Source organism: Aeromicrobium sp. 50.2.37 (assembly GCF_024655735.1).
In the GTDB taxonomy this organism is placed as follows: domain Bacteria; phylum Actinomycetota; class Actinomycetes; order Propionibacteriales; family Nocardioidaceae; genus Aeromicrobium.
The window spans coordinates 35,261-59,320 of the sequence record NZ_JANLGG010000020.1; the positions used below are offsets into that span (position 1 = coordinate 35,261).

Genomic DNA, 24,060 nt, shown 5'->3' on the forward strand with positions numbered 1-24,060 from the left:
CGGCGTGGTGAGATGTGCCCATGGCCTACCTGCTGCGCGTGGAGCTGCCCGACGTCCCGGGCTCCCTGGGTGCGATGGCGTCGGCGCTCGGTGGTGCGGGGGCCGACATCGAGGCCATCGAGATCGTGGAGCACCGCTCCGACGGCAAGGCCGTGGACGACGTGCTGCTCGAGCTGCCCCCGCAGGTCATGGCCGACGCGTTGATCACGGCGTGCCACGAGCTCGAGGGCGTGCGGGTGCACTGGATCAGCCGCTACAACGCGGGCGCGAACCTCAGCATGGACCTCGAGGCCGTCGAGGCGTTCACCGCCGAGCCCGAGCACGCGATCGCGCGGCTCGTGGAGGTCGTGCCGGCCACCTTCCGCACCGACTGGGCCATGGCGCTGCACCGCGTCGACGGGGAGCCGGCCGTGCTCAGCGCCTCGCCGTCGGCGCCGAAGCTGGTCCCCGACGCGGCGTCGTGGTTGTCGATCCGCAGCTCGCGGGCCCTCGACTCCGTCGACGCCTGGTCGTCGACGTTGCTCGCCGGCACCCAGGCCAAGGACCGCAGCGGTCGTGTGTTCGTCGTCGTGGTCGGACGTCATGGCGGCCCGGAGTTCCTGGCGTCCGAGCTGGCCCGGCTGGGCCACATGGTGAGCCTCGCCGGTTCCGTCCAGGCCTGACGCGACGGCGGCCGGGCGTCGACGTCAGGGGGCGGCGGGCTCGTCGACGATCGGCTTCTTGGGGTCGGTCAGGGGGACGTGGGCGTGCTGGAAGCGGCCCAGCGCCGCGACCTCGCGCTCGAGGTCGGGCACGTGCTTCTTCAGCTGCGGGCGCATGACGGCCCAGCCGATGGGGGAGTTGACGAGCGGCTTGGTCCAGTTGGCCACGACGACGCCGCGGCGCACGTAGACGCGGGTCTTCCGCTTGGCGAGTCCGGCGACGATCGCGTCGACGCACTCGGCCAGCGTGGTGGTGGCGTTCGCCGGGAACGGGAGCTTGCCGCGGATGACCTTGAACGTCGGCAGGTCGGCCTCGGCGCCGCGGACGATGTCGGTGTCGATCCACGACGGGTGGGCGACGCCGACCTTGACGCCGAGGTGCGCGACCTCCTGGCGGGCGACGAGCGCCAGCGACTCCGCGCCGGCCTTGCTGGCGTTGTACGACGCGAGGCCGGCCAGGTTGGTGAAGGAGGCGAGGGAGGCGACGACGAGCGCGTAGCCCTTGGTCTTCTCCAGGTGCGGGATCGACGCGTGCAGGGTGCGGTAGACGCCGTTGACGTTGATGTCGATGACCCGCTCGAAGGAGTCCTCGTCGATCTGGCGGACCGTGCCGTAGGAGGCGATCCCGGCGTTGGCGAGCACGTGGTCGATGCGGCCGAAGTGCGCGGCGGCGGCGTCGATGGCGGCGGTCATGGCGCGGCCGTCGCGGGCGTCGGCCTCCCACCACGCCGCCGCGGGGCCCAGCTCCGTGGCGAGGGCCTCGAGCAGGTCGGGCTCCAGGCCCAGCAGCGCGACGCGGCCGCCCCTGGCGACGTAGGCCCGTGCGACTCCGGCGCCGATGCCGCGTGCCGCGCCGGTGACGACCAGGACCTTGCCGGAGAAGCCCTTGCGGGCGAAGAGTGCCATGCGGTCAACATACCGACGGTATCTGAGTTCGTCACGCAGGTGTGACGCATCGTGCGACGTGGGCGTCACCGGGGTGTGTCGGGGGTGAGCGTCTCCTGGAGTGCGCGGTAGTGGGCGTGCGTGGCGGCGAGGTAGACGTCGAAGTCCAGCTCGTCGGGGTGCCCTCCGGACGCCGCGGTGGTGAGCCGGTCGAGGTACCACTCCCAGCCGGGGCCGGTGTGCTCGACGATCGAGACGTCGTGGATCCGCTGCGCGAAGACGAGCGTCGTGGTGCCGTCGGACTCGCTCAGCTCGAGGTCGAGGTACCAGGCCCCGCCCTCGTCCACGACGTCGACGGCGAGGTGGGTCGGGGCCTCGCACGCGCGGATCTCGAAGCGGGACGGCTCGGCGTCGTCGCCCTCGGCGTTCATCTGGACCGTCACGAAGCCGTCGGCCGGGTCGCCGGACCAGGTGCCGAACCAACGGGCCAGGCGGTCGGACTCGGTGACCGACGCCCAGACGTCGTCGATCGGGGCGTGGAAGGTCCGTTCCCAGACGAGGTGGTCGTCGGTGCCGCGCCGCTCGTGGCGGCCGGTGGGGGTGGGTGTGGTCATGCCGACTCCTCGTGGGTGCGGGTGGCGGGGCGCTCGGTCGCGGCGTCACGACGTTCGCGCCGCGTGCGGGCGACCTCGGTGGCCAGGGCGTCGAGCGCCTGCTCGGGCACCGGTGGCCGCGGCGTGATCGAGTCGACGAACTGTCGCACCTCGCCGAGGGGCTCGGCGCGCAGGCGGTAGTGCCGTTCACGGCCGCGCTCGTCAGCGGTGACCAGCCCGACCTCGGACAGCAGGCGCAGGTGCTTGCTGACGGCCGGCCTGGACACCGGGTGCTCGGCCGCGAGGTCGGCGACCCGTCGTGGACCCTCGGCGAGCCGGGCCAGCAGGGCGCGCCGGACCGGGTCGGCGAGCGCGGCGTAGACATCCATGTGCAACATGGTAACCAGTTGGTTACTCATCACGTCAACGATACGGTCTCGCCATGAGCGCACTGCCCGGCGTGTCCGAGACCTTCGACCCCTCCGCCTGGAACGAGGTGGCCGGCTTCGAGCACCTGACCGACGTGACCTACCACCGCGCCGTCGACCACGGCACGGTCCGCGTGGCCTTCGACCGCCCCGACGTGCTCAACGCGTTCCGCCCGCACACCGTCGACGAGCTGCTGCAGGTCCTCGAGCACGCGCGCACGTCGGCCGACGTCGGCTGCGTGCTGCTCACCGGCAACGGACCGAGCGAGAAGAACGGCAAGCGCTCGTTCTGCACCGGCGGCGACCAGCGCATCCGCGGCCGGTTCGGCTACCAGTACGAGGACGGGTCGGCGTCGGGGTCCGACACCGGGGCCGAGGAGCCCTCGCCCATCGACAAGGCGCGACTGGCGCGTCTGCACATCCTCGAGGTGCAGCGGCTCATCCGCTTCATGCCGAAGGTCGTCGTCTGCGTGGTGCCCGGCTGGGCTGCCGGTGGCGGCCACAGCCTGCACGTCGTCTCCGACCTCACCATCGCGAGCGCCGAGCACGCCCGGTTCAAGCAGACCGACGCCGACGTCGGCAGCTTCGACGGTGGCTTCGGCTCGGCCTACCTCGCCCGCCAGGTGGGCCAGAAGTTCGCCCGCGAGATCTTCTTCCTCGCCGAGGAGTACTCCGCCGAGGACGGGGTGCGAATGGGCACGGTCAACCGCGCCGTCCCGCACGCCGAGCTCGAGGCGACGGCGCTGGAGTGGGGCCGCATGATCAACGGCAAGAGCCCCACCGCGCAGCGCATGCTCAAGTACTCCTTCAACATGATCGACGACGGACTCGTCGGCCAGCAGGTGCTCATGGGCGAGACCACCCGCCTGGCCTACATGACCGACGAGGCGCAGGAGGGGCGCGACCAGTTCCTCGAGAAGCGCGACCCGGACTGGTCGGAGTTCCCCTGGTACTACTGAGCCGAAGAGGTGCTCGACATGAAGCCCTCGACGCAGGCCCCCGTCGTCACGTACGAAGGCCTGCCGCTCTCGAGCGGCGGTGCGCACTCGTTGGGCGGGTCGTCGCGACGGGTCGTGTACATGCAGGTCCTGTCGTTCCTCGAGACCTGCACCACGCTCAGGGGCCGGGTCGAGCACTCGCTCGTGACGCGCGAAGTGCCGGGACTCGAGAGACAGCGGGAAGACCTTCAGGCGCTGGAGGACCGGTTCGGTCGCGGCCAGGTGATCGTCCTGGACGACGAGGAGGTCGAGGACGCCTTCGACCTTCTCGACGACATCGCGCCACAGGTGACGATGCACGGGATGTCGACCATCGGGCTGGACGTGCGGGCGTCCTTCGATCTCCTCGACCCGTCGAGCAAGGCGCCGCTCGACGCTGGGCGCTGGCAGGAGCGGACCGGACACCAGAATCACCTAGCGCTCCGACTCGCGGAGAAGTCGACCCTCAGAGTCGAGTTGTGCGTCCCGCTGTCACCTGGCGCCGAGCTCGACCGACTCGTCCACCGACTCCAGGACCGGCTTCCGGTCCGCTTGTCCTCGAAGCACTGGCGGTGCTGGGTGATCGGTGGCGGCGGATCATCGCTAGCGCCACGCAGGCTCGACATGAGTCACGTACTCGCCGGACAGCGCGCACGTGACGCGTGGTGACGGTCGGCCCCACCACCGTCCACCGGGATCGCCGACGTCTGCGCGGTGCTGCAGGAGGTTGGTCAGCGCCAGGCCGTCTGGCCGCCGTCCACCACCAGGCACGTGCCCGTCGTCCATGACGAGAGGTCGGAACCGAGGAACGTGACCGCGCGCGCGATGTCGACCGGGTCGCCGAACCTGTCGATGATGTAGGTGTCGAGCGCGGCCGCGCGGGTGGCGGCCGGGTCGGGCGTGAGGTCGAAGATCCGGTCCACCATGGGGGTGTCGACCACGCCGGGGGCGACGGCGTTGACCCGGACGCCGAGGTGGCGCAGGTCCAGCGCCATGCTCTTCGTCAGGTGGATGAGTGCCGCCTTGCTGGAGTTGTAGGCCGGGCTCGCCTCGGCCGCGACGATGCCGTGCTGGGAGGCGACGTTCACGACGGCCGCCGACGGCGACGACGCCATCGACGGTGCCAGACCGCGCGCCAGGAGCCAGGGAGCGCGCACGTTCACCGCCATCACCAGGTCCCACAGCTCGACGTCGAGCCCCAGGGTGTCGCTCTGCGTGGTCATGGTCTTCTCGTGCGCGGCGGCCGTGTTGACGAGCAGGTCGACCCCGCCCGCGTCGAGGGCCGACCGCACGATGCCCTCCACGGACGCGACGTCCGCCAGGTCGGCCTCGATCGTGGTGCTGGTGGCGCCGGCCGCGCGGACCTCCTCGGCCACCGGTCCGAGGTCGGACCCCGGCCGGTCGTGCAGCACGACCAGGTCGGCGCCACTGCGCGCCAGGTCGAGCGCGATCGCGGCACCGATGCCGCCGGCCGCGCCGGTCACGAGTGCGCGACGGCCCTCGAGCGTGTGCTGGTTCATGGTGCGGTCCTCTCAGGGGGAGTCGGGGTGGACGAGCCCGAGCGCGCGAAGGTCGGCCCAGACCCCCTCGTCGATCGGGGTGGAGACCGCCGCGGCCGCGTCCATCATCTCCTCGCGGCTCGACACCCCCGGGATCACGGCAGCCACGGCCTCGTGGCGCAGCACGAACTGCAGCGCCGCCGCCCGCAGCGTCGTGCCGCCATCGACGCAGACCTGCTCGATGGCGCGCACGCGGTCGAGCACCTCGGACGTGGCCGGTGCGTAGTTGTAGCGCGCGCCCGGCACGGGTCCCGTCGCCAGGATCCCGCTGTTGTAGGGCCCCCCGATGACGAGGCTGATCCCACGCTCGACGCAGAGCGGCAGCAGGTCGTCCAGCGGCCCCTGCTCGAGGAGGGTGTACCTACCCGCGAGGAGGAAGGCGTCGAAGTCTCCGGCCCGGGCGAAGTCGATCAACATCGGCGCCTGGTTCAGCCCGACACCGATCGCACCGATCACGCCGGAGGCGCGCAGCTCGTCCAGCACCGTGTACGCACCGCTCATCGCTGCCTCGAAGTGGCTCGACACGTACGGGTCCACCCCGTCGAAGCCGCCTCGAGCACCGTCCGGGTCGTGGATCCAGACGATGTCGAGCCGATCGGTGCCGATCCTCTCCAGGCTGCTCTCGATCGACCGTCTGGTCGCCTCGGCCGAGAAGTCGAAGCGTCGGGCGAACGGGAGTCCACCGGGAAACTGGTCCCACGTCTGCTCGCCGGGAGCGAGCGGCACGAGGTCGTACCCGACCTTCGAGGAGAGGACGTACTCGTGGCGGGGCACACCCCGGAGAGACCGACCGAGCCGGATCTCACTCAGCCCGGCTCCGTACACCGGTGCGGTGTCGAAGTATCGGACACCCGATTCCCACGCCGCCGCGACGGTGTCGGTGGCCGCCGACTCCTCGAGGGACCTGTAGATGCCGGCGAGTGGCGCGCACCCGAGTCCCAGCTCGGTGACCTCCAGCGCGGTGCGCCCGACGCGGTTGGCCTTCATGCGCCCTTCTTGCGGCGCCGGCGCTCGGGCAGCTTCGCGAGAGCCACCGCGAGGACGAGGGCGCCACCGTAGAACAGCTGCTGCACGTACGACTCCGCTCCCAGGATCTGCAGGCCGGTGATCCCGCTGACCAGGAAGAACACCGCGACGAAGGTGCCGATCGGGTTGAAGCGGCCCGGCTGGATGGCAGTCGACCCGAGGAAGCAGGCCGCGAAGGCCGGCAGGAGGAACCCGAGTCCGGACGTGGGGTCGGCCGCGCCCTGGGAACCGGTGTAGACGACGCCGGCTACGGAGGCGATGAGACCGGACCCGACGAAGGCGCCCCACTGGATGCGACCGACCTCGACGCCGCTGAGCCGGGACACCTCGGGGTTGCGCCCGACGAAGAGCATCCGGCGCCCCAGCGCGGTGAAGCCGAGCAGGTACGCGAGCACCAGCGTCAGGATCACGCCGTACCAGAAGCCCAACGAGATCCCGACGAAGCGGTAGTTCGCAGCGAAGTTGATGAGGTTGCTGCTGATGCCGGAGATGGTCTGGCTGTCCGAGACCGCCAGCACGAGGCCCTGCAGCACCGTGCTCGTCCCGAGTGTCGCGATGAAGCTGTCGATCCCGAGCCCGACCACGAGGAAGCCGTTGACCACGCCGACGAGGACGCCGGCCACCAGCACCACGAGGATCGCCGGGACGAGGGGGACGTCGTGCTGCACCTGGAGGATCGCGAGCAGAATCGACGAGAAGGTGAGGTTCGCGGCGATCGAGAGGTCGAAGTTGCCGGTGATGAGCGGCAGGAGGAGCCCCAGGGCGAGCAGGAGGAGCACGGCCTGCGATCCGAAGATCGTCTGGAAGTTCGCGGCACTCAGGTAGATCTCCGGCCGCAGCGCGCCGAACGCCACCACGACCAGGGCCCAGGCGATGACCAGCGCGTACCGCTGCAGCAGCCCGCGCGTCCTTCGTGCGCGCGGCGTCGGCTCGGTGCCTGGCGCCTCGGGAGCGTCCGGTGCTTGCTGAGGGTCCTGCGACGTGTCGATGGAGGTAGTCATGCCATGTCCTTGATGGTGTCGGTGTCTGACGTGGTGGTGGCGGGCGTCCAGGTGCTGTAGACGGTCTCCACGAGGTGCTCCTTGGACAACGTGTCCCCGGCGAGGCTGGCCTGGACCCGGCCCCGGGCGATGACGACCACGCGGTCGCAGATGCGTGCCAGCTGCTCGCAGTCCGAGCTCGCGCAGACCACGGCGGTGCGGCCGGCTCGCGCGGTGTCGAGGGCCGCGAAGATCTGCTCGCGTGCTCCCACGTCGACGCCCTGGGTCGGCTCGTGCAGCAGCAGGACCTCGGGGCCGGTGTCCAACCACTTCGCCATGAGTGCCTTCTGCTGGTTCCCACCGCTGAGCGATCCGTAGATCGCCTGGGCGTCGCGCGGTCGGACGTCGTACTGCGCCACGAGGTCGTCGGCGAGCGCTCCGAGCGCGCGCCTGCGCAGGCGCCACGGGCGGTGGGACGAGAGGGCCTGGAGCGTGACGTTGTCGCCGACCGTCAGGTCGACGGCCGCGCCCTCCCGCTTGCGGTCCCCCGGCACCAGGGCCATCCCGTGGCCGAGTGCGTGGCGCGGCGTGTGCGACTCGAGATCGTAGGCCGCGTCGGGGAGCGTCATCGTCCCCCGCGCGTCGAGGGCGCCGAACAGGGCGTACGGGACGTGCTCGAACCCCGAACCCGCCAGGCCCGTCACCCCGAGCACCTCGCCCTCGCGGACCTGCAGGTCGACGTCGTCGAGCAACGACGTCGAGAGACTCTCGACGGAGAGCGTGACCCGGCCAGCCTCGTCGTGCGCGCGGATCTCGCCCTGGTGCCTGGCCAACCGCTGGCCGACGATCATCGTGATGAGGTCCTCGTCGGACAGGGTCGCCGTCTGCGCCGTGCCGGCCACCTGGCCGTCACGCAGCACCGTGACCCGGGACGTCAGCTCGCGGACCTCGTCGATGTCGTGAGAGACGAACAGGATGCTCGTCCCTGCCGCGGCCACCGACCGGGTGAGGGCGAAGAGCCGTTCGACACCCTCGCGGGGGAGAAAGACGGTGGGCTCGTCGAGCACGAGCAGACCCGGAACCGAGCTGTGCCGGACGTTCTCCACCGCGCGCACGATGGCGAGCAGGGCGCGGTCGGTGGCCTCCAGCGTCGACACCTTGGCGTCGACGTCGAGGTCCAGGCCGTGCGAGGAGAGTGCCCGACGTGCCGTCTCGCGGTCCCGCGACCACCGCAACCTCCACGACCGCGATCGGGCGGTGTGCGTCAGGAAGTAGTTGTCGAGGACGGACAGGTCGTCGATCAGCCCCAGGTCCTGGTGCACGAAGCTGAAGCCCACGTCGGCGAACTGGACCAGGGGGAGCGTCTGTCGCCGACCTCCTGTGAAGACCTCTCCGGAGTCGGGGTCGTAGGTCCCGCTGAGCACCTTGATGAGGGTCGACTTGCCGGACCCGTTCTGGCCGAGGAGGCCGTGGATCTCGCCGTAGTCGATGGCGAGATCCACGCCCTTCAGCACCTGGACCCCGTTGAACGACTTGGTGACCCCCGAGAGGGAGACGTTCCTCCCGGATGGAGCTGCGGTGGTCGGGGACCCCTGTGCTGCCTCGGTCATGTCATCAGCTCCCGCTCTGCCAGAGCGACTCGTAGCCCTTGACGTAGGCGTCGCCGTAGCCCGTCTCCGTGCCCGGAGGCGTTCCCATGTCGTCGACGTTGGAGTCGTCGATGACACGCACGGGCGTCTGCTCGTTGCCGTCGGCGATGGGGTCGACGCCCGCCAGGACGCGGAGCGTCTGGTCGACGTGGGCCCAGGCGAGCCACTTGATGCTCTCGCCCATGTCGGCGGCGAAGATGTCACCCTCCTGGATGAGCTTCACGTTCGCGGGCGTGCCGTTGTACGAGGTGATGCGGACCGATCCGCTCTTGCCGGCCGCTTGGACGCCGGCGACCGCCGGGACGACCATGTCGTCGAAGTTGGTCATGATCCAGTCGGTGTCCGGCTTCTTGACCAGGTAGGACTGCACCTCGGTCTTGATCCCCGTGCCCCACTGTGCGACGGGGACGTTGATCTCCTCGGGGTCCTGGTCGGGGCAGAGGTCCTTGAGCTCCTTGCGCATGGCCTCGACGATGCCGTCGGACGCGGGCACCTCCTTGGAGGTGATGATCACCGGCTTGGCGTCGCAGCCGCTCTCGGAGACCACGTAGTCGGCCTGGAGAGCGGCCGCTTCGGCGAACGGGACGGTGACGGTCGCTGCGAGGAGGTCGGCGACGGAGGCCGGTGGCTTCTCCCCGTTGGCGTACGTGTGGGTGGAGAGGACCGGGATGCCGGCCTTCTTGGCTCTCTGGAGTGCCGGGATGACGACCTGCGGGTCGATGCCCGAGTGGATGATGATCGCGTCGGCCTTGGTCTGGATCCCGTAGTCGATGCCCTTGCTCCACTCAGTGGGCGTGCCGTTGTTCTGGTAGTTCACCCACTCGACGCCGTTCTTCTTCGCGACGGCCTTCGCCTCTGCGTCGACGGCCTTCACGTAGGGGATCGACTCGGTGATCGGTACGTTGACGACCTTCTTGCCCTTCGCCTTCGACACGTCGAAGGCCGGGGCGTCGAGCGTGAACTCGGGGATGGCACGAGCGGCCTCGATCTTGGCGCTGGCCTCCTTCTGGGCCTCGGACTTCTCGCCGTCGCCGGACGAGCTGGTGTCGCTGGCCGCGTTGCTGCAGGCGGCCAGCAGCAGGCCTGCCGACGCGACGGCGACGACGTGGGTGAGACGCCGTCCCCGAGCGGCGTGACGGATGGTGTTCATGCGTTCTCCTTGGTGAGGGGTGAGGTGGCCGACCTGGGTCGTCCGAGGTGACCGGAGCCGGTCACGGTCGCGACGCGGGTCGCGACCGGGTCTGAGGGGTTCACGGGGTGAGCACGAGCTTCCCGAACTGGAGGCGGTCCTCCATGCGACGGTGCGCGGAGGCGGCGTCGTCGAGGGAGAAGGTGCTGTCGACGACCGTCTCCAGCAGGCCGCTCCCGACGAGCCGGACGATCTCGTGCAGCTCGGGCTCGGTGGCTCGCGCGGCGCCGACGACGGACCACTCGTGGCGGAACAGCTCGATGAGGTCCAGCGGCACGGTCTCGCCCGCGTGGCCGCCGCAGACGACCATGCGGCCGTCCGTGGCGAGCGAGCGCAGGCACGCGTCGAAGTTCGACCCGCCGATGTGCTCGAGCGCGACCTGCACGCCCTCGCCGCCGGTGGCGTCCATGACGGCCTTCGGGACGTCGTCCTTGGTGTAGTCGATGACGACGTCGGCACCGATGTCCCGGGCCTTCGCCAGCTTCTCGGCGCTGCCGGCCGTGGTGATGATGCGGGCCCCGAGCATGCGGGCGATGCGGATCGCGGCCGAGCCGACGCCGCTGCCGGCTCCCGACAGCAGCACCCAGTCGCCCGGGCGGACGCGCGAGCGGCCGGTCAGGCAGTGCCATGCGGTGCCGAAGCTGGTCTGCGTGACCGCTGCGTCGACGAACGACATCGCGTCCGGCAGGCGGACGAGCGCCTTCGCGGGCACGAGGACCAGCTCGGCGTAGCCGCCGGGACGGTGCACGCCGAACAACGTCATGCTGCGGCAGTGCTGCTGCAGACCCCGCAGGCACCAGTTGCACTCGTGGCACGCCATCTGGTGCAGGGCCGTCACGCGGTCACCGATGCTCCAGCCGGTGACCTGCGACCCGACCTCGACGATCTCGCCACCGAACTCCAGGCCGAGCGTGTGCGGGAGCTCCAGCGGCAGCCGCGACGTGCCGTTGCGCATGTCGACGTCGACGTGGTTCACGCCCACGGCACGTACGGCGACGACCACGTCGGTCGGACCGGGCGTGGGGTCGGCGACGTCGTCGACGGACAGGACGTCGGCGTCGCCGTAGGAGTGGAAACGGACGGCTCTCATGCGGTCTTCCGATCGGTCGGGGGGTGGTGGGCAGCCCAGTGGCGGGCGATGTCCATGCGGCGCGTGATCCACACGTCGCCCTTGTCCTGGACGTAGCGCAGGAAGTCACGCAGGGCGCTGGTGCGCGCGGCCTGGCCGATGAGCCGGGGGTGCAGGCCGATCGACATCATCCGCGGGTGCGTCGCGCCCTCCTCCCAGAGGTAGTCGTAGCCGGTGCGCAGCAAGTCGAAGAAGTCGGACGGGCTGGACACGCCCTGCGCCTGCACGAACTTGCCGTCGTTGTACGTGAAGGAGTACGGCAGCACCAGGTGCTGGGTGCCCGTGACCTCCTTGTAGTAGGGCAGGTCGTCGTTGTAGGCGTCGGAGTCGTACTCGAAGCCGCCCTCCTCGACGAGCAGCTCGCGGGTGTGGATGGAGGGCCCGTAGCGGCAGTACCAGCCGACGGGGCGACGGCCGCAGGTCTCCTCGATGGAGCGGACCGCCTCACGGATGTGGGCGCGCTCGGTCTCGCGACCCAGCCGCCACACCTCCTCCCAGCGCCAGCCGTGCGAGCACACCTCGTGGTCGCGCTCACGCACCCAGGCAGCCACCTCGGGGTTGCGCTCGAAGGCGACCGCCGCGCCGAAGAGGGTCACGGGGACGTCGAGGGAGTCGAAGAGACGCTGGAGGCGCCAGATGCCGGCGCGCGAGCCGTACTCGTACACGGACTCGACGGCGAGGTCGCGGTACTGCGGCTCGATGAGGTACGGGATCTCGGCGAGTCCCTCGTTGCGTCCGTCGCCGGCGATGAGGCTGCTCTCCGAGCCCTCCTCCCAGTTGAGGCAGAGGCTCAGCGCCACGCGGGCTCCTCCCGGCCAGGACACGGTGGGGACGTCACGTCCGTAGCCCACGACGTCACGGGCGGGACCCATGTCGTCGCGCTCGGTGAAGCGCGGGGTGTCGGCGTCGCTCACGGGAGCTCCTCTCGTCCGGTGGATGTGAGCACCACGATACCCAGATCATATTTTTTGACAAGAGGTTTGATGTGATCCAGTCAACATGGGTCGAAAGTCCCCGAACGATGTAACGCGCGTCAGAACACGCCTAGACCACTGTTATTCAAGGCCTGTTCCGTCCTCGACCTGCGCATCGGGGGGTTGACGAGTGGAAGCGCGTAACACAGACTTGACCTCGAATTAATATCACCTGATATATAGTTCTCGACATCAACGGTTCACGGAAGGAGCCACGGATGGTCTGGGACCCGTCAGCCCGGCGCGTGAGGTCGATGCTCTTCGCGCCGGCCAGCGAGCCGCGCAAGGTGGCCGCCACGGGACGCTTCGGCGCCGACCTGGTGGTGCTCGACCTGGAGGACGCCGTCGCCGACGCGCGCAAGGACGACGCGCGCGCCGCCGCAGCGGAGCACCTGCGCGGGACCTCGCGCACCGGGCCCGTCGCCGTGCGCGTGAACGCGGTCTCCACGCCGTGGTTCGAGGACGACCTCGCTGCGGTGGCGGCCGCCGGAGCCGATGCCGTGGTGGTGCCGAAGGTCGAGGACCCCGACCTCGTGGCGCACGTGCGGTCGGTGGTCGGTGCCGTGCCGGTCGTCGCCCTGCTCGAGACCGCGACCGGCGTGCTCGACGCCGCACAGGTCTGCCGCTCCGGTCGGCCGGACCTGGTCGTGGTCGGCACCGGCGACCTCGCCGCCGAGCTCGACATCACCCTCACCCCCGACGCCGACGAGCTGCTCCACGCGCGGTCGCACGTGGTGCTCGCCTGCCGGGCAGCCGGCCTGCCGGCCCCCCTCGACGGACCGTTCCTGGCGCTGGACGCCCCCGACGACCTCGCTCGCGCGAGCCGTGCGTCGAGAGCTCTCGGCTTCCAGGGGCGCGTCGTCGTCCACCCGCCGCAGCTGACCCAGGTCCACGCCGCGTACGGCGAGCCCGACCTGGAGCTGCAGCGCCGCATCGTCCGCGAGTTCGAGGCCGCCCAGGCCGAGGGCCTCGCCTCCATCCGCGTCGGCGAGATCTTCGTCGACTACCCGACCTACCACACCGCCCTCCGACGGATCGCCGCCGAGGACACCACCGAGAGCACGAGGAACCCCTGATGACCGAGCAGACCGCCGAGACCCACCGCCCCATGCCGCTCGAGGGCGTCAAGGTCGTCGACGCCGCGTCCCTCTTCGCCGGACCCGTGATCGGCACGTTCCTGGGCGACTTCGGCGCCGACGTGATCAAGATCGAGCAGCCCAGCGGCGACAACCTGCGCAAGATGGGGTGGGAGAAGGACGGCGTCTCCCTCTGGTGGGCCATCGTCGGGCGCAACAAGCGCTCCGTCACCGCCAAGCTGTCCACCCCCGAGGGCGCCGAGATCCTCAAGCGTCTCGTGGCCGACGCCGACGTGCTCATCGAGAACTTCCGCACCGGCACGCTGGAGCGGTGGGGCCTCGGCTGGGACGTGCTGAAGGAGATCAACCCGAACCTCGTCATGGTGCGCACGACCGGCTTCGGCCAGACCGGCCCCTACGCCACGCGGGCCGGGTTCGGCACGCTCGCGGAGTCGATGTCGGGCTACGCCCACATCAACGGCCAGCCCGACGGGCCGCCCACCCTGCCGCCGTTCGCGCTCGCCGACAGCATCGCCGCGCTCGCCGGTGCGTTCTCCGTGATGAGCGCCCTGTGGTGGCGCGACCACGGCGGCACCGGCCAGTTCATCGACCTCGCCATCACCGAGCCGATGTTCTGGATCCTCGGCCCGCAGGCCTCGGTGTACGACCAGCTCGGCGTCGTGCAGACCCGCACCGGCAACCGTGCGCCGTTCACGTCACCGCGCAACGCGTACCAGGCCAAGGACGGACGCTGGCTCGGCATGTCGGCCAGCTCGCAGTCCACTGCCGAGCGTGTCATGACGCTCGTCGGTCGGGCCGACGTCATCGTCGAGCCCTGGTTCGTCGACCACGCCGGACGTCTGCAGCACCAGGACGAGCTCGACGACGCGATCTCGGCGTGGATCGCCGAGCGCGACACCGCCGAGGTGATCTCGGAGTTCGAGCGGGTCGGTGCGGCCATCGCGCCGGTCAACACCATCGAGGACATCTTCGCCGACCCGCAGTTCCAGTCACGCGACTACATCACCACGGTGGAGCACCCCAAGCTCGGCCCGCTGCGCATGCAGAACGTGCTGACCCGCCTCAGCGAGTCCCCGGGTCGGATCCGCAGCGTCGGGCCCGACATCGGCGCCTCCAACCGTGAGATCCTGCAGGACCAGCTGGGCTACTCCGACGCCGACCTGGCGAAGCTCGAGGAGGCCGGCGTGATCGCGATGCCTGCGGAGGACCCGGCATGACGAAGGTGGGGGGCACGAAGACCGACCAGGCCTACCGGCGCCTGCGCACGGCGATCGAGGACGGCGAGCTCGCGCCCGGTGAGCGTCTGGTGATCCGCGAGCTGGTCGACACCCTGGGCATGAGCCCGACCCCCATCCGCGAGGCCATGCGGCTCCTGCAGGCGCAAGGTCTCATCACCGACCGCCCGCAGCAGGGCATGATCGTCGCGAAGTTCAGCCCCGACAGCGTCACCGACCTGTACCGGGTGCGGTCGGCGCTCGAGCCGCTCGCGGTCGAGATGGCTGCGATGGCGGCCACCGACGAGGACCTCGCGACCATCCGCGAGCTGCACGAGAGGTTCCGCGTCGCCGTCGAGAACCGCGACGTGAGCCAGCAGCTCGCCGACCTCAACGCGGAGTGGCACCGCACCGTGTACCGGGCGTCCCACAACAACCTGATCAGCGAGCTGATCGAGCGGGCGTGGGCCACGATGCCCGTCGAGGCCGTGTGGCTGGACTCGCGGGCTCGTGCCTCCCTGGACCACCACGAGGCGATCACGGGGGCCGTCGAGGCGCGCGACCCCAACCTGGCCCGCCGCTTCATGACCCTGCACGTGGAGATCGGCGCGATCTCCACGGTCCACCGTCTGCGTGCCCTCGCAGCGCGGTCGGGAGCCGGGAGCGCCGCCGAGGCGGAGGACGACCTCGGGCTCGCCGAGGTCGCCACCGACCTCGGGCGCTCGGTCTTCACCCCGGCCGACCTGGCCGGGGCGGCGCCGGAGAGCGACCGGTGAGCGACGACCTGCGTGCCCTCGTCGACGACCCCGCGCTGAGGAGGAGCACCTCCGCCCGCGAGATGGTCGCCGCCAGCCTCGAGGCGATCGAGGCGGCCCAGCCCACGCTCAACGCCTTCATCGCCGTCGACGCCGAACAGGCCCTCGCCGACGCCGACGCCGTCGACGCGCTCCCGCCGTCGCAGCGGGCAGGCCTCCCGCTCGCCGGGTGGCCGATCGCCGTCAAGGACAACATCGACGTCAGCGGCTACGTCTCGACCGCCGGCTCGAGCCTCTTCGCCTCCGACGCCCCGGCCACGCGCGACAGCGACGTCGTCCAACGTCTCCGAGCCGCCGGCGCCGTCGTCGTCGGCAAGGTCACGCTGCACGAGCTGGCCTACGGCGGGACGAACGACAACGCGACGTTCGGGCCGTGCCGCAACCCCTGGGACGTCGACCGTGTGCCGGGCGGGTCCAGCGGCGGCTCCGGCGCGGCGGCGGGTGCCGACCTCTGCCTCGCCGCCCTCGGCACGGACACCGGGGGATCCGTCCGCATCCCCGCCTCCTACAACGGCGTCACGGGCCTGCGACCCACGTTCGGGTCGGCGAGCAACGTCGGCGTGCGCCACATCAGCGCCTCCTTCGACACCGTCGGCGTCCTGGCTCGTTCCGCCCTCGACGTCGCCCAGGTGCAGCAGGTCATCGCGGGGCCGTCGCCGCACGACCCGTGGTCGCTGCCGGCCGGGCACCCGTGGCTGCCGTCCACCGAGCCCGAGCAGGACGCGGTCGCCGGGCTGCGGGTCGGCGTCCTCGACGACTTCTTCACCGCCGACGTCGACGAGGAGGTGCTCGCCGGCGTCGCCCACGTGGTGGAGGTGCTGCGCGACCTCGGGGCCGACGTCGAGGCGTGCACCGTGCCGGGCGCGTCGCGGGCCAACGACCTCTGCGGCCGCATCATCCGCGCCGAGGCCTACGCCGCGTACGCCGACGACCTGGTCGCGCACCGCCACCTGCTCGGTGCCGACGTGGTCGCGCGGCTGGAGCTCGGCGCCCGCCTCACGGGCGCGGAGGTGAGCACCGCGTACACCGAGGCGCGGGCCTGGTCGGTCACGGCACGCGACCTCGTCCGGAGGTACGACGTGCTCGTCGGGCCGACCGTCAGCTCGTGCCCGCCGCGCATCGACGAGGTGGAGGACATGGTCGAGACGACGGCCCGCGGCACCCGGCTCACCTACCCGTGGAGCCTGGCGGGTCTGCCTGCCCTCTCGATGCCGTGCGGCGTCGACTCCCGCGGGCTCCCGCTCGGTGCCCAGGTCGTCGGTGCACCGGGACGCGACGGCCTGCTGCTCGGCGTCGCCGCCGCCTTCCAGACCGCGACCGACCACCACCGGCGTCGACCGAGCGGCGTGGGGGCGACCGCATGAGCACCACGCTCGAGGTCGTGGCCGCAGGCGCACCGTTCACGACCGGGTCGCTCGAGACCGAGGTCCTCGGTCCGCGCGAGGTCCGCATCGACGTCGCCTACTGCGGCATCTGCCACACGGACGTCCACCTCGCGCGCGACGAGTGGGGCGCCAGCACGTTCCCGATGGTGCCGGGCCACGAGATCGCCGGCACCGTCGCGGAGGTCGGATCCGCCGTCGACTCGTTCGTGGTGGGCGACCGGGTGGGAGTGAGCACCTACGTCGACTCGTGCCGTCGGTGCCGACGCTGCCAGGAGGGTCGGGAGCAGTACTGCCTCGAGGGGGAGGTGCTGACGTACAACGCCCGGCACTACGACGGCCGGCCCACCTACGGCGGCTTCCGCACGAGCATGACCGTCGACGAGCACTTCGTGATCCCGGTGCCGCCGGGGCTCGCGCTGGAGCACGCCGGGCCCCTCATGTGCGCCGGGACGACCGTCTGGTCACCGTTGCGCGCCTGGTCGGTCGGGCCGGGCACCCGCGTCGGGGTGGTGGGTCTCGGCGGTCTCGGCCACCTGGCGGTCCAGCTCGCCCGGTCGCTCGGCGCGGAGGTGACGGTCTTCGGTCGAACCCGCTCGAAGGCGGCGGACGCCGTTCGCCTGGGTGCCACGGCGCACGTGACCCTCGACGACGTCGACTCGGCCACGCTCGGCCTCGACCTCGTCATCAACACCGTCGCCGAGCTCGACGTCGGGTCGATGCTCGGCGTGCTCGACCAGGACGGGACCTGGGTGGACGTCGGTGTGCCAACGTCGCCGCGCAGCATCCGGTGGGACCAGCTCGCCGACAGCCGACGCCGGCTCTCGGCGTCCAAGATCGGCAGCCCCGACGACATGCGCACGCTGCTGGCGCACGTGGTCGAGACCGGGGTTCGCCCGGAGATCACCGTCGTCGGTGCCGACGACGTGGACGCGGCGTTCGACGCGCTGGCCGAGGGCCGGGCGCCCTACCGGTACGTCCTCGACGTCTCGACCATCCAGGGGAGCACTCCATGAAGGTGAGAGCAGCCGTGCTCGAACGGCTCGGCTCGTCGCGTCCGTTCACGCGGAGCGCGCCGTTGACCGTCTCCGAGCTCGACCTCGAGCCGCCCCGCGGCCGCGAGGTCCTGGTGCGCATCGAGGCGGCCGGCATCTGCCACTCGGACCTGTCGGTCGTCGACGGAAACCGGCCGCGGCCCGTGCCCATGCTGCTCGGGCACGAGGCCTGTGGCCGGGTCGAGGCGACCGGTCCCGACGCAGGCGACTGGCCCGTCGGCCAGCGTGTGGTCATGACCTTCCTGCCGCGCTGCGGCGAGTGTGCCGGGTGCCTGACCGACGGGGTGCGTCCGTGCCTGGTGGGCAGCCGCTCGAACGAGGTCGGCGAGCTGATCGGGGGAGGGTCGCGGCTCCGGCGCGAGGGCTCGCCCGTCGCGCACCACCTCGGGGTCTCGGGCTTCGCCTCCCACGCCGTCGTGGACGAGCGGTCGTTGGTCGCGGTCGACGACGACGTCCCGCCGGGGGTCGCCGCCGTGCTCGGCTGCGCCGTGCTGACGGGTGGGGGCGCGGTCCTCAACGCCGGACGGCCACGACCCGGTGAGACGGTCGCGGTGGTCGGCCTCGGCGGGGTGGGCATGGCGGCCGTGCTGACGGCGCTCGCACTCGATGGAGTCCGGGTCGTCGGCATCGACCCCGCGGCCGACAAGCTGGACCAGGCCCGCGCCCTCGGGCACGTGGAGGGACTCACCCCTGCAGAAGCAGAGGCGCAGGCACTCGAGGCGGACGTGGTCGTCGAGGCTGCCGGCAACGTGCGTGCCTTCGAGACCGCGGTCGCGGTGACGGGACCGGGCGGGCGCACGGTCACGGTCGGCCTCCCGGCCGCGGGAGCGATGGCCCAGGTGTCTCCGCTGCGGCTCGTTGCGGGGGGCCGGTCGATCATCGGCAGCTACCTCGGCTCCGCCGTGCCGTCGAGGGACATCCCGGTGTTCGTCGACCTCTGGAGGCAGGGCCGACTCCCGGTGGAGCGGTTGATCTCCTCCACGATCGCCCTCGACGACGTGAACCAGGGCATGGACGACCTCGCAGACGGTCGCGCCCTCCGGCAGATCGTCGATCTTCGCACCGGTTGCTGACGGCTCGCCAGTTCCTCGAGGAGCGCGGCCCCGACTGGTCGGAGTTCCCCTGGTATTACTGAGATCTCGCTGAGGTTGTGGCACGCAACCAACCTGTGGGTGCAGGGGTGGCGAACCACCAGCACAACCCCCACTGATCCAAGGAAGTGGCTCTCATGAGCACCCTGCACCCCACCAAGAAGTTCTTCGCCAGCCTGGCCGTCGTGGCCGTCGCCGCGCTGCCCCTCGCCGCCTGCAGCTCGGGCTCGGACTCCGACTCCGCCTCCGAGTCCTCGTCGTCCAGCGCGACGCCCCCGAAGCCCGTCGCCTCGATCACCGCGCTGACCGGTGAGGACACCGCCGTCAAGCTCGACAAGGGCTTCACCGACGCGCTCACGTCCCTCAAGCTCACGCCCGGCACCGTCGGCGACGGCGAGCTCGTCGACGGCTCGCTCGTCTTCCCGATCACCGGCGGCAACGTCGAGGTCTTCAAGCCCGGCCAGGTCTCGCCGTACGTCATCGGCCAGATCCAGCACGAGGGCTCGGGCTTCTCGCTCGAGGCCGGCGACACCAAGGTCGAGATCACCAATCTCAACGTCGACCCGGGCGTCTCGCGCGTGTACGGCGACGTGTCCGTCAACGGCGAGGTCGCCGCCACCAGCGCCTACATCTTCACGCTGAACGGCAGCACGCTGAAGCCGCTGCAGTCCGAGGGCGACACCGCCGTGCTCGAGGGCACCAAGGTGTTCATCAGCCCGGTCGCCGCGGACCTGCTGAACAAGACCTTCGGCACCGACGCGGTCACCCCCGACCTGCTCGTCGGCGTCGCCAAGATCACCGTCGACACCACCTCGGGTGACGACGGCAACTGACCTCCCCGGTTGGGAGCCGGCGGCGGGCAGGACTCTCGGGTCCTGCCCGCCGTCATGTCCGGACGACCTGGCGCCAGTCCGTGGTGCGTGGCTCCCCACGCGGCGTGGCAGGATGCGCGCCCGCCTGCCGACGCGCCGAGACGCCGAGACGTGACGTTCTGGTGAACGGCAGCGTCCATCCCTTCCCCTCGGGCGGCTGTCGTGCCTACGGTCCTCTCGACCTGACCAGTGACTTCGGGGGGAGTCCCACCATGTCGGTGCCTGTCATCGCGCCTGCTCACCACTCGATCGACCTCGTGCCACCGAGGCGGCCACGACGCCGGCTGCGCACGCTGCTCGTCGCGCTCGCCGCGACGCTCGTGGCCACCGTGCTCGTCGCCCCGGCGGCGTCGGCCTCGCCGGAGTCCCAGCTGGCCGAGCTCACGGTCCGGTCCGAGGCCGGCGGGACCACCTACGACCGCGGCGCCTTCCGGCACTGGATCGACGCCGACGGCGACGGCTGCACCACGCGCGCCGAGGTGCTGAAGGACGAGTCGTCGACGTCGACCGGCCACACCGGCACGTGCTCGATCACCAGCGGGTCGTGGACGTCGGCCTACGACGGGGTGCGCGTCACCGACGCGGGCGGCCTGGACATCGACCACATGGTCCCGCTCAAGGAGGCGTGGATCTCGGGCGCCTCGGGCTGGAGCGCGACGAAGCGCGAGGACTTCGCCAACGACCTGGGGGACGGGCGGAGCCTCATCGCCGTCTCGGCGTCATCGAACCGGTCCAAGAGCGACCAGGACCCCGACTCCTGGATGCCGCCCGCGACGTCGTACCGCTGCACCTACGTGTCGGACTGGATCGCGGTCAAGCACCGCTGGGACCTGGCCGTCGACTCGGCCGAGAAGTCCGCGCTCCAGGACGTGCTCGCGGGCTGCTGAACCTGCGCCGACACGGGGGTCACGACGGTCGGCCGCGTCGGCGTCCGGCCAGCACGGCCCGGGCCACGAGTGACCACAACACGAAGGCGAGCGCCAGGTAGACGGCACCGAAGATCGTGGTGCTGGGGCGCGTGCCCTCCAGCAGGGGGCCGGATGCCAGGAGCGCCAGCACGGCACCCAGGACGATGTAACCCACCGCGCTGACGGGCCGAGGCAGGCGCCACAGGCGCCGCAGGGACCTCGCGATCAGCCACGCCACGCCGATCGACAGGGCTGCCTGGGGCGGGGTGATCCACCAGGGCTGAAACGCCACCTCGCTCCACACGCTCGGTCCGATGGCGACCGGGACGAGGACGATCGCCTGCAGCGCGAACCAGAAGAGGAGACGGTCATCGGCATCGACCGGCCCACGCCGCGGGGCCAGGACGGAGCGGTCGTCCATGCGCGTCACGTCAGCCTCCTGTGGTCGCGGCCATGCTCCCACGATCAGCAGTCAGGCGAGCGATGTTCCGGATGCCGCCAGTACCTGAGACGCGCGTCTCATGAGGTGGTCGCCTCGGAGGGCCTCCGCTAGTGTCCGCGGAATGAGGATCGGAGTGGTCGCCGAGTCGCGCCCAGGGGAGACCCGGGTGGCCGCGACTCCCGCGACGGTCGTACGTCTGGAGAAGCTCGGCTACGAGGTGCTCGTGGAGTCCGGCGCGGGTGCCCGCGCCGCCTTCGCCGACGAGGCGTTCGCCGAGGCCGGCGCGTCCGTCGTGCCCGGAGCCGAGGCCTGGTCCGCCGACGTGGTGCTCAAGGTGAACGCCCCGACGACCGACGAGATCGATCGGCTGAACGACCACGCCACGCTCGTCAGCCTGATCGCCCCCGCGACGAGCCCCGAGCTCCTCGAGGCCCTCGCCGCCCGTCCGCTCACCGTCCTCGCGATGGACGCCGTGCCGCGCATCTCGCGCGCCCAGTCGATGGACGTGCTCTCGTCCATGGCCAACATCGCCGGCTACCGCGCCGTCGTGGAGGCCGCGCACGAGTTCGGCCGCTTCTTCACCGGCCAGGTCACAGCCGCCGGCAAGGTCCCGCCCGCCAAGGTCCTCGTGGCCGGTGCCGGCGTGGCCGGGCTGGCCGCCATCGGTGCTGCCTCCAGCCTCGGCGCCATCGTGCGCGCCACCGACCCCCGTCCCGAGGTGGCCGACCAGGTCAAGTCCATCGGCGGGGAGTACCTGGCCGTCGACGTGGAGGTCGAGAAGTCCACCGACGGCTACGCCAAGGCCACCAGCGAGGAGTACGACCGACGCGCCGCGGAGATCTACTCCGAGCAGGCCGCCGACGTCGACATCGTCATCACCACCGCCCTCATCCCCGGGCGCCAGGCACCGTTGCTGCTCACCGAGGCCGACGTGGCCGCGATGAAGCCGGGCAGCGTCGTCGTCGACATGGCTGCGGCGCAGGGCGGCAACGTGGCCGGGTCCGTGGCCGGCGAGAAGGTCGTGACGGCGAACGGCGTGACGATCCTCGGCTACACCGACCTGCCCGGTCGTCTCCCGACGCAGGCCTCGCAGCTGTACGGCCAGAACCTCGTCAACCTGCTCACGCTGCTCACCCCCGGCAAGGACGGTCAGCTGGTCCTCGACCACGACGACGTCGTGCAGCGCGGCGTCACCGTCGTGCACGAGGGCGACGTGCTCTGGCCCCCGCCGCCGGTCCAGGTCTCGGCCGCCCCGGCTGCAACCGCGGAGATGCCGGCCGTCAAGGAGGCGCCCGAGCCGAGGCCCGGCCTGACGCAGCGCGGCAAGTACCTGCTCATCGCCGCGAGCATCGCCGTGCTCTTCCTCATCAACGCCTTCGCGCCGCCGCCGCTGCCCGAGCACTTCTTCGTGCTCACGCTGTCGATCGTCATCGGCTACTACGTCATCGGCAAGGTCCACCACGCGCTGCACACCCCGCTGATGAGCGTCACGAACGCCATCAGCGGCATCATCGTCGTCGGGGCCCTGCTGCAGATCGGCGTCGGTGAGGGTGCCGACAACGAGTGGGCCATCCGCCTGCTCGCCTTCGTGGCGGTGCTGCTCGCGTCCATCAACATCTTCGGCGGCTTCGCCGTGACCCGACGCATGCTCGGCATGTTTTCGAAGGGCTGATCAGAGTGACTGCTGAGAGCATCGCCACCGCGGCGTACATCGTCGCCGCCCTGCTGTTCATCCTGAGCCTCGCGGGGCTCAGCAAGCACGAGACCGCGTCGTCGGGCGTGGCCTACGGCATCGCCGGCATGGCCATCGCGCTCGTGGCCACGATCATCCTGGCCGTCGAGGACGCCGAGACGGTCGGCGTCGTCCTGCTCGTCGGTGCCGTGGCCATCGGTGCCGCGATCGGTCTCTGGCGGGCCCGCGTCGTCGAGATGACCGGCATGCCCGAGCTCATCGCCCTGCTGCACTCCTTCGTCGGCCTGGCCGCCGTGCTGGTGGGCTGGAACGGCTACCTCGAGCACCCCGAGTACCCGCTCGAGTCGCTGGAGCGGATCCACTCGGGCGAGGTCTTCGTCGGCGTCTTCATCGGTGCGGTCACGTTCACCGGCTCGATCGTCGCGTTCCTCAAGCTGAGCGCCCGCATCAAGTCCGCGCCGCTGGTCCTGCCGGGCAAGAACTACCTCAACCTCGGCGCACTCGTGCTGTTCTTCGTGCTGACGGTCGTGTTCGTCGCGAACCCGAACATCTGGCTGCTCGTCCTGGTCACCGCGCTGGCGCTCGCTCTCGGCTGGCACCTCGTGGCGTCCATCGGTGGCGGCGACATGCCGGTCGTCGTGTCGATGCTCAACAGCTACTCGGGCTGGGCCGCGGCCGCCGCCGGCTTCCTGCTGAGCAACAACCTGCTGATCGTCACCGGCGCCCTCGTCGGGTCGTCCGGTGCCTACCTCAGCTACATCATGTGCCAGGCGATGAACCGCTCGTTCATCTCCGTGATCGCGGGTGGGTTCGGCATCGAGGCCGCGGCCGGCGACGCCACCGACTACGGCGAGCACCGCGAGATCGACGCCGACGGCGTGGCCGAGATGCTCAAGGACGCGTCGAGCGTCGTCATCACGCCGGGCTACGGCATGGCGGTGGCCCAGGCGCAGTACCCGGTGGCCGACCTGACCCGCAAGCTGCGCGAGCGCGGCGTCGACGTGACGTTCGGCATCCACCCGGTGGCCGGCCGCCTGCCCGGTCACATGAACGTGCTGCTGGCCGAGGCCAAGGTCCCCTACGACATCGTGCTCGAGATGGACGAGGTCAACGACGACCTCGCCGACGTCGACGTGGTGCTGGTGATCGGCGCCAACGACACCGTCAACCCGGCCGCCGCGGAGGACCCGACGAGCCCGATCGCGGGCATGCCGGTGCTGCGGGTCTGGGAGGCGCGGAACGTCGTCGTGTTCAAGCGGTCGATGGCCGCGGGCTACGCCGGTGTGCAGAACCCGCTGTTCTTCCGCGAGAACTCCCAGATGCTGTTCGGCGACGCGAAGGACCGCGTCGAGGACATCCTGCGCGCTCTCTGAGCGGAACCCACCCGTGCCTGCGGGTGGG

At 70.9% G+C, this 24,060-nt stretch carries 24 protein-coding genes; 13 read left to right on the forward strand and 11 right to left on the reverse strand.

The features are described 5' to 3' along the window. The first annotated feature begins 20 nt into the window (after window positions 1–20). Entirely contained in the window at window positions 21–662 is a 642-nt protein-coding gene (locus tag NUV38_RS11895) for an amino acid-binding protein (RefSeq protein WP_257729316.1), read from the forward strand. A gap of 24 nt (window positions 663–686) precedes the next feature. Here the strand turns inward: NUV38_RS11895 and NUV38_RS11900 are convergent, their stop codons facing one another. The 3 genes from NUV38_RS11900 to NUV38_RS11910 all read right to left on the reverse strand — a co-directional run bounded on the left by NUV38_RS11900 (window position 687) and on the right by NUV38_RS11910 (window position 2,568). Beyond that, window positions 687–1,607, reverse strand: a complete 921-nt coding sequence (locus tag NUV38_RS11900) for an SDR family oxidoreductase (RefSeq protein WP_257729317.1) — start codon at window positions 1,605–1,607, stop codon at window positions 687–689. Between the two features lie 65 nt (window positions 1,608–1,672). Further along, window positions 1,673–2,200, reverse strand: coding sequence for an SRPBCC domain-containing protein (locus tag NUV38_RS11905; protein ID WP_257729318.1), 528 nt, complete (start codon window positions 2,198–2,200; stop codon window positions 1,673–1,675). Beyond that, entirely contained in the window at window positions 2,197–2,568 is a 372-nt protein-coding gene (locus NUV38_RS11910) for a helix-turn-helix transcriptional regulator (protein ID WP_257729319.1), read from the reverse strand. The genes NUV38_RS11905 and NUV38_RS11910 overlap by 4 nt, the downstream gene beginning before the upstream one ends. Window positions 2,569–2,621: 53 nt before the next feature. Here NUV38_RS11910 and NUV38_RS11915 point away from each other — a divergent pair, with 53 nt between their 5' ends. Both NUV38_RS11915 and NUV38_RS11920 read left to right on the forward strand, forming a co-directional pair. Beyond that, a complete protein-coding gene (locus tag NUV38_RS11915; protein WP_257729320.1) occupies window positions 2,622–3,566 on the forward strand; it encodes a 1,4-dihydroxy-2-naphthoyl-CoA synthase in 945 nt (314 codons plus the stop codon). Between the two features lie 120 nt (window positions 3,567–3,686). Further along, window positions 3,687–4,253 carry a hypothetical protein gene (locus NUV38_RS11920; RefSeq protein ID WP_257729321.1) on the forward strand — a complete coding sequence of 189 codons (567 nt, stop codon included), beginning with the start codon at window positions 3,687–3,689 and terminating at the stop codon, window positions 4,251–4,253. A 62-nt stretch (window positions 4,254–4,315) separates the two neighbouring features. Here the strand turns inward: NUV38_RS11920 and NUV38_RS11925 are convergent, their stop codons facing one another. The 7 genes from NUV38_RS11925 to NUV38_RS11955 all read right to left on the reverse strand — a co-directional run bounded on the left by NUV38_RS11925 (window position 4,316) and on the right by NUV38_RS11955 (window position 12,030). Then, the gene (locus NUV38_RS11925) at window positions 4,316–5,104 is read right to left on the reverse strand and encodes an SDR family NAD(P)-dependent oxidoreductase (RefSeq protein WP_257729322.1); all 789 of its coding nucleotides are present in this window, start codon (window positions 5,102–5,104) and stop codon (window positions 4,316–4,318) included. A 12-nt stretch (window positions 5,105–5,116) separates the two neighbouring features. Then, window positions 5,117–6,130: an aldo/keto reductase gene (locus NUV38_RS11930; protein WP_257729323.1), complete on the reverse strand. Its 1,014-nt coding sequence runs from the start codon at window positions 6,128–6,130 to the stop codon at window positions 5,117–5,119. Next, complete coding sequence (locus NUV38_RS11935) at window positions 6,127–7,170, reverse strand: ABC transporter permease (protein WP_257729324.1); 1,044 nt, start codon at window positions 7,168–7,170, stop codon at window positions 6,127–6,129. Before NUV38_RS11935 ends, NUV38_RS11930 begins: the two co-directional genes overlap by 4 nt. Beyond that, on the reverse strand, window positions 7,167–8,759 hold the full coding sequence (locus NUV38_RS11940; RefSeq protein ID WP_257729325.1) for a sugar ABC transporter ATP-binding protein: 1,593 nt from the start codon (window positions 8,757–8,759) through the stop codon (window positions 7,167–7,169). Before NUV38_RS11940 ends, NUV38_RS11935 begins: the two co-directional genes overlap by 4 nt. A gap of 4 nt (window positions 8,760–8,763) precedes the next feature. Next, window positions 8,764–9,948, reverse strand: a complete 1,185-nt coding sequence (locus tag NUV38_RS11945) for a sugar ABC transporter substrate-binding protein (RefSeq protein WP_257729326.1) — start codon at window positions 9,946–9,948, stop codon at window positions 8,764–8,766. A gap of 100 nt (window positions 9,949–10,048) precedes the next feature. Further along, on the reverse strand, window positions 10,049–11,077 hold the full coding sequence (locus tag NUV38_RS11950) for a zinc-binding dehydrogenase (protein WP_257729327.1): 1,029 nt from the start codon (window positions 11,075–11,077) through the stop codon (window positions 10,049–10,051). Further along, complete coding sequence (locus NUV38_RS11955) at window positions 11,074–12,030, reverse strand: polysaccharide deacetylase family protein (RefSeq protein ID WP_257729328.1); 957 nt, start codon at window positions 12,028–12,030, stop codon at window positions 11,074–11,076. Before NUV38_RS11955 ends, NUV38_RS11950 begins: the two co-directional genes overlap by 4 nt. Before the next feature lie 314 nt (window positions 12,031–12,344). Between NUV38_RS11955 and NUV38_RS11960 the strand changes: the two genes are divergently transcribed. The 8 genes from NUV38_RS11960 (at window position 12,345) to NUV38_RS11995 (ending at window position 20,503) form a co-directional block, all read left to right on the forward strand. Then, window positions 12,345–13,166 (forward strand): CoA ester lyase, encoded by an 822-nt coding sequence (locus NUV38_RS11960; RefSeq protein ID WP_257729355.1) that lies wholly within the window; start codon window positions 12,345–12,347, stop codon window positions 13,164–13,166. After that, window positions 13,166–14,404 (forward strand): CaiB/BaiF CoA-transferase family protein, encoded by a 1,239-nt coding sequence (locus NUV38_RS11965; protein ID WP_257729329.1) that lies wholly within the window; start codon window positions 13,166–13,168, stop codon window positions 14,402–14,404. The genes NUV38_RS11960 and NUV38_RS11965 overlap by 1 nt, the downstream gene beginning before the upstream one ends. Continuing rightward, window positions 14,401–15,177: a GntR family transcriptional regulator gene (locus tag NUV38_RS11970; protein WP_257729330.1), complete on the forward strand. Its 777-nt coding sequence runs from the start codon at window positions 14,401–14,403 to the stop codon at window positions 15,175–15,177. The genes NUV38_RS11965 and NUV38_RS11970 overlap by 4 nt, the downstream gene beginning before the upstream one ends. Further along, window positions 15,174–16,580 (forward strand): amidase, encoded by a 1,407-nt coding sequence (locus NUV38_RS11975; protein ID WP_257729331.1) that lies wholly within the window; start codon window positions 15,174–15,176, stop codon window positions 16,578–16,580. Before NUV38_RS11970 ends, NUV38_RS11975 begins: the two co-directional genes overlap by 4 nt. Next, a complete protein-coding gene (locus tag NUV38_RS11980; RefSeq protein ID WP_257729332.1) occupies window positions 16,577–17,614 on the forward strand; it encodes an NAD(P)-dependent alcohol dehydrogenase in 1,038 nt (345 codons plus the stop codon). Before NUV38_RS11975 ends, NUV38_RS11980 begins: the two co-directional genes overlap by 4 nt. Further along, the gene (locus tag NUV38_RS11985; protein ID WP_257729333.1) at window positions 17,611–18,726 is read left to right on the forward strand and encodes an alcohol dehydrogenase catalytic domain-containing protein; all 1,116 of its coding nucleotides are present in this window, start codon (window positions 17,611–17,613) and stop codon (window positions 18,724–18,726) included. The genes NUV38_RS11980 and NUV38_RS11985 overlap by 4 nt, the downstream gene beginning before the upstream one ends. Window positions 18,727–18,881: 155 nt before the next feature. Beyond that, window positions 18,882–19,577 carry a hypothetical protein gene (locus NUV38_RS11990; RefSeq protein WP_257729334.1) on the forward strand — a complete coding sequence of 232 codons (696 nt, stop codon included), beginning with the start codon at window positions 18,882–18,884 and terminating at the stop codon, window positions 19,575–19,577. A 251-nt stretch (window positions 19,578–19,828) separates the two neighbouring features. Next, window positions 19,829–20,503, forward strand: coding sequence for an HNH endonuclease family protein (locus tag NUV38_RS11995; RefSeq protein ID WP_257729335.1), 675 nt, complete (start codon window positions 19,829–19,831; stop codon window positions 20,501–20,503). Window positions 20,504–20,522: 19 nt separating this feature from the next. Here the strand turns inward: NUV38_RS11995 and NUV38_RS12000 are convergent, their stop codons facing one another. Next, on the reverse strand, window positions 20,523–20,954 hold the full coding sequence (locus NUV38_RS12000) for a hypothetical protein (protein WP_257729336.1): 432 nt from the start codon (window positions 20,952–20,954) through the stop codon (window positions 20,523–20,525). 133 nt (window positions 20,955–21,087) lie between these two features. Here NUV38_RS12000 and NUV38_RS12005 point away from each other — a divergent pair, with 133 nt between their 5' ends. After that, entirely contained in the window at window positions 21,088–22,638 is a 1,551-nt protein-coding gene (locus NUV38_RS12005; RefSeq protein ID WP_257729337.1) for a Re/Si-specific NAD(P)(+) transhydrogenase subunit alpha, read from the forward strand. A gap of 5 nt (window positions 22,639–22,643) precedes the next feature. Next, complete coding sequence (pntB, locus tag NUV38_RS12010; protein ID WP_257729338.1) at window positions 22,644–24,032, forward strand: Re/Si-specific NAD(P)(+) transhydrogenase subunit beta; 1,389 nt, start codon at window positions 22,644–22,646, stop codon at window positions 24,030–24,032. Window positions 24,033–24,060: the final 28 nt, after the last annotated feature.

What these genes read in the sequence shown, in the direction of transcription:
- NUV38_RS11930 (WP_257729323.1), bottom strand. Translation starts at nt 6,130, where the DNA reads ATGAAGGCCAACCGCGTCGGGCGCACCGCGCTGGAGGTCACCGAGCTG.
- NUV38_RS11995 (WP_257729335.1), top strand. Translation starts at nt 19,829, where the DNA reads ATGTCGGTGCCTGTCATCGCGCCTGCTCACCACTCGATCGACCTCGTG.
- NUV38_RS11915 (WP_257729320.1), top strand. Translation starts at nt 2,622, where the DNA reads ATGAGCGCACTGCCCGGCGTGTCCGAGACCTTCGACCCCTCCGCCTGG.
- NUV38_RS12005 (WP_257729337.1), top strand. Translation starts at nt 21,088, where the DNA reads ATGAGGATCGGAGTGGTCGCCGAGTCGCGCCCAGGGGAGACCCGGGTG.
- NUV38_RS11925 (WP_257729322.1), bottom strand. Translation starts at nt 5,104, where the DNA reads ATGAACCAGCACACGCTCGAGGGCCGTCGCGCACTCGTGACCGGCGCG.
- NUV38_RS11935 (WP_257729324.1), bottom strand. Translation starts at nt 7,170, where the DNA reads ATGACTACCTCCATCGACACGTCGCAGGACCCTCAGCAAGCACCGGAC.
- NUV38_RS11945 (WP_257729326.1), bottom strand. Translation starts at nt 9,948, where the DNA reads ATGAACACCATCCGTCACGCCGCTCGGGGACGGCGTCTCACCCACGTC.
- NUV38_RS11950 (WP_257729327.1), bottom strand. Translation starts at nt 11,077, where the DNA reads ATGAGAGCCGTCCGTTTCCACTCCTACGGCGACGCCGACGTCCTGTCC.
- NUV38_RS11970 (WP_257729330.1), top strand. Translation starts at nt 14,401, where the DNA reads ATGACGAAGGTGGGGGGCACGAAGACCGACCAGGCCTACCGGCGCCTG.
- NUV38_RS11940 (WP_257729325.1), bottom strand. Translation starts at nt 8,759, where the DNA reads ATGACCGAGGCAGCACAGGGGTCCCCGACCACCGCAGCTCCATCCGGG.
- NUV38_RS11990 (WP_257729334.1), top strand. Translation starts at nt 18,882, where the DNA reads ATGAGCACCCTGCACCCCACCAAGAAGTTCTTCGCCAGCCTGGCCGTC.
- NUV38_RS11960 (WP_257729355.1), top strand. Translation starts at nt 12,345, where the DNA reads ATGCTCTTCGCGCCGGCCAGCGAGCCGCGCAAGGTGGCCGCCACGGGA.
- NUV38_RS11965 (WP_257729329.1), top strand. Translation starts at nt 13,166, where the DNA reads ATGACCGAGCAGACCGCCGAGACCCACCGCCCCATGCCGCTCGAGGGC.
- NUV38_RS11905 (WP_257729318.1), bottom strand. Translation starts at nt 2,200, where the DNA reads ATGACCACACCCACCCCCACCGGCCGCCACGAGCGGCGCGGCACCGAC.
- NUV38_RS11980 (WP_257729332.1), top strand. Translation starts at nt 16,577, where the DNA reads ATGAGCACCACGCTCGAGGTCGTGGCCGCAGGCGCACCGTTCACGACC.
- NUV38_RS11920 (WP_257729321.1), top strand. Translation starts at nt 3,687, where the DNA reads ATGCAGGTCCTGTCGTTCCTCGAGACCTGCACCACGCTCAGGGGCCGG.
- NUV38_RS11910 (WP_257729319.1), bottom strand. Translation starts at nt 2,568, where the DNA reads ATGGATGTCTACGCCGCGCTCGCCGACCCGGTCCGGCGCGCCCTGCTG.
- NUV38_RS11895 (WP_257729316.1), top strand. Translation starts at nt 21, where the DNA reads ATGGCCTACCTGCTGCGCGTGGAGCTGCCCGACGTCCCGGGCTCCCTG.
- NUV38_RS11900 (WP_257729317.1), bottom strand. Translation starts at nt 1,607, where the DNA reads ATGGCACTCTTCGCCCGCAAGGGCTTCTCCGGCAAGGTCCTGGTCGTC.
- NUV38_RS11985 (WP_257729333.1), top strand. Translation starts at nt 17,611, where the DNA reads ATGAAGGTGAGAGCAGCCGTGCTCGAACGGCTCGGCTCGTCGCGTCCG.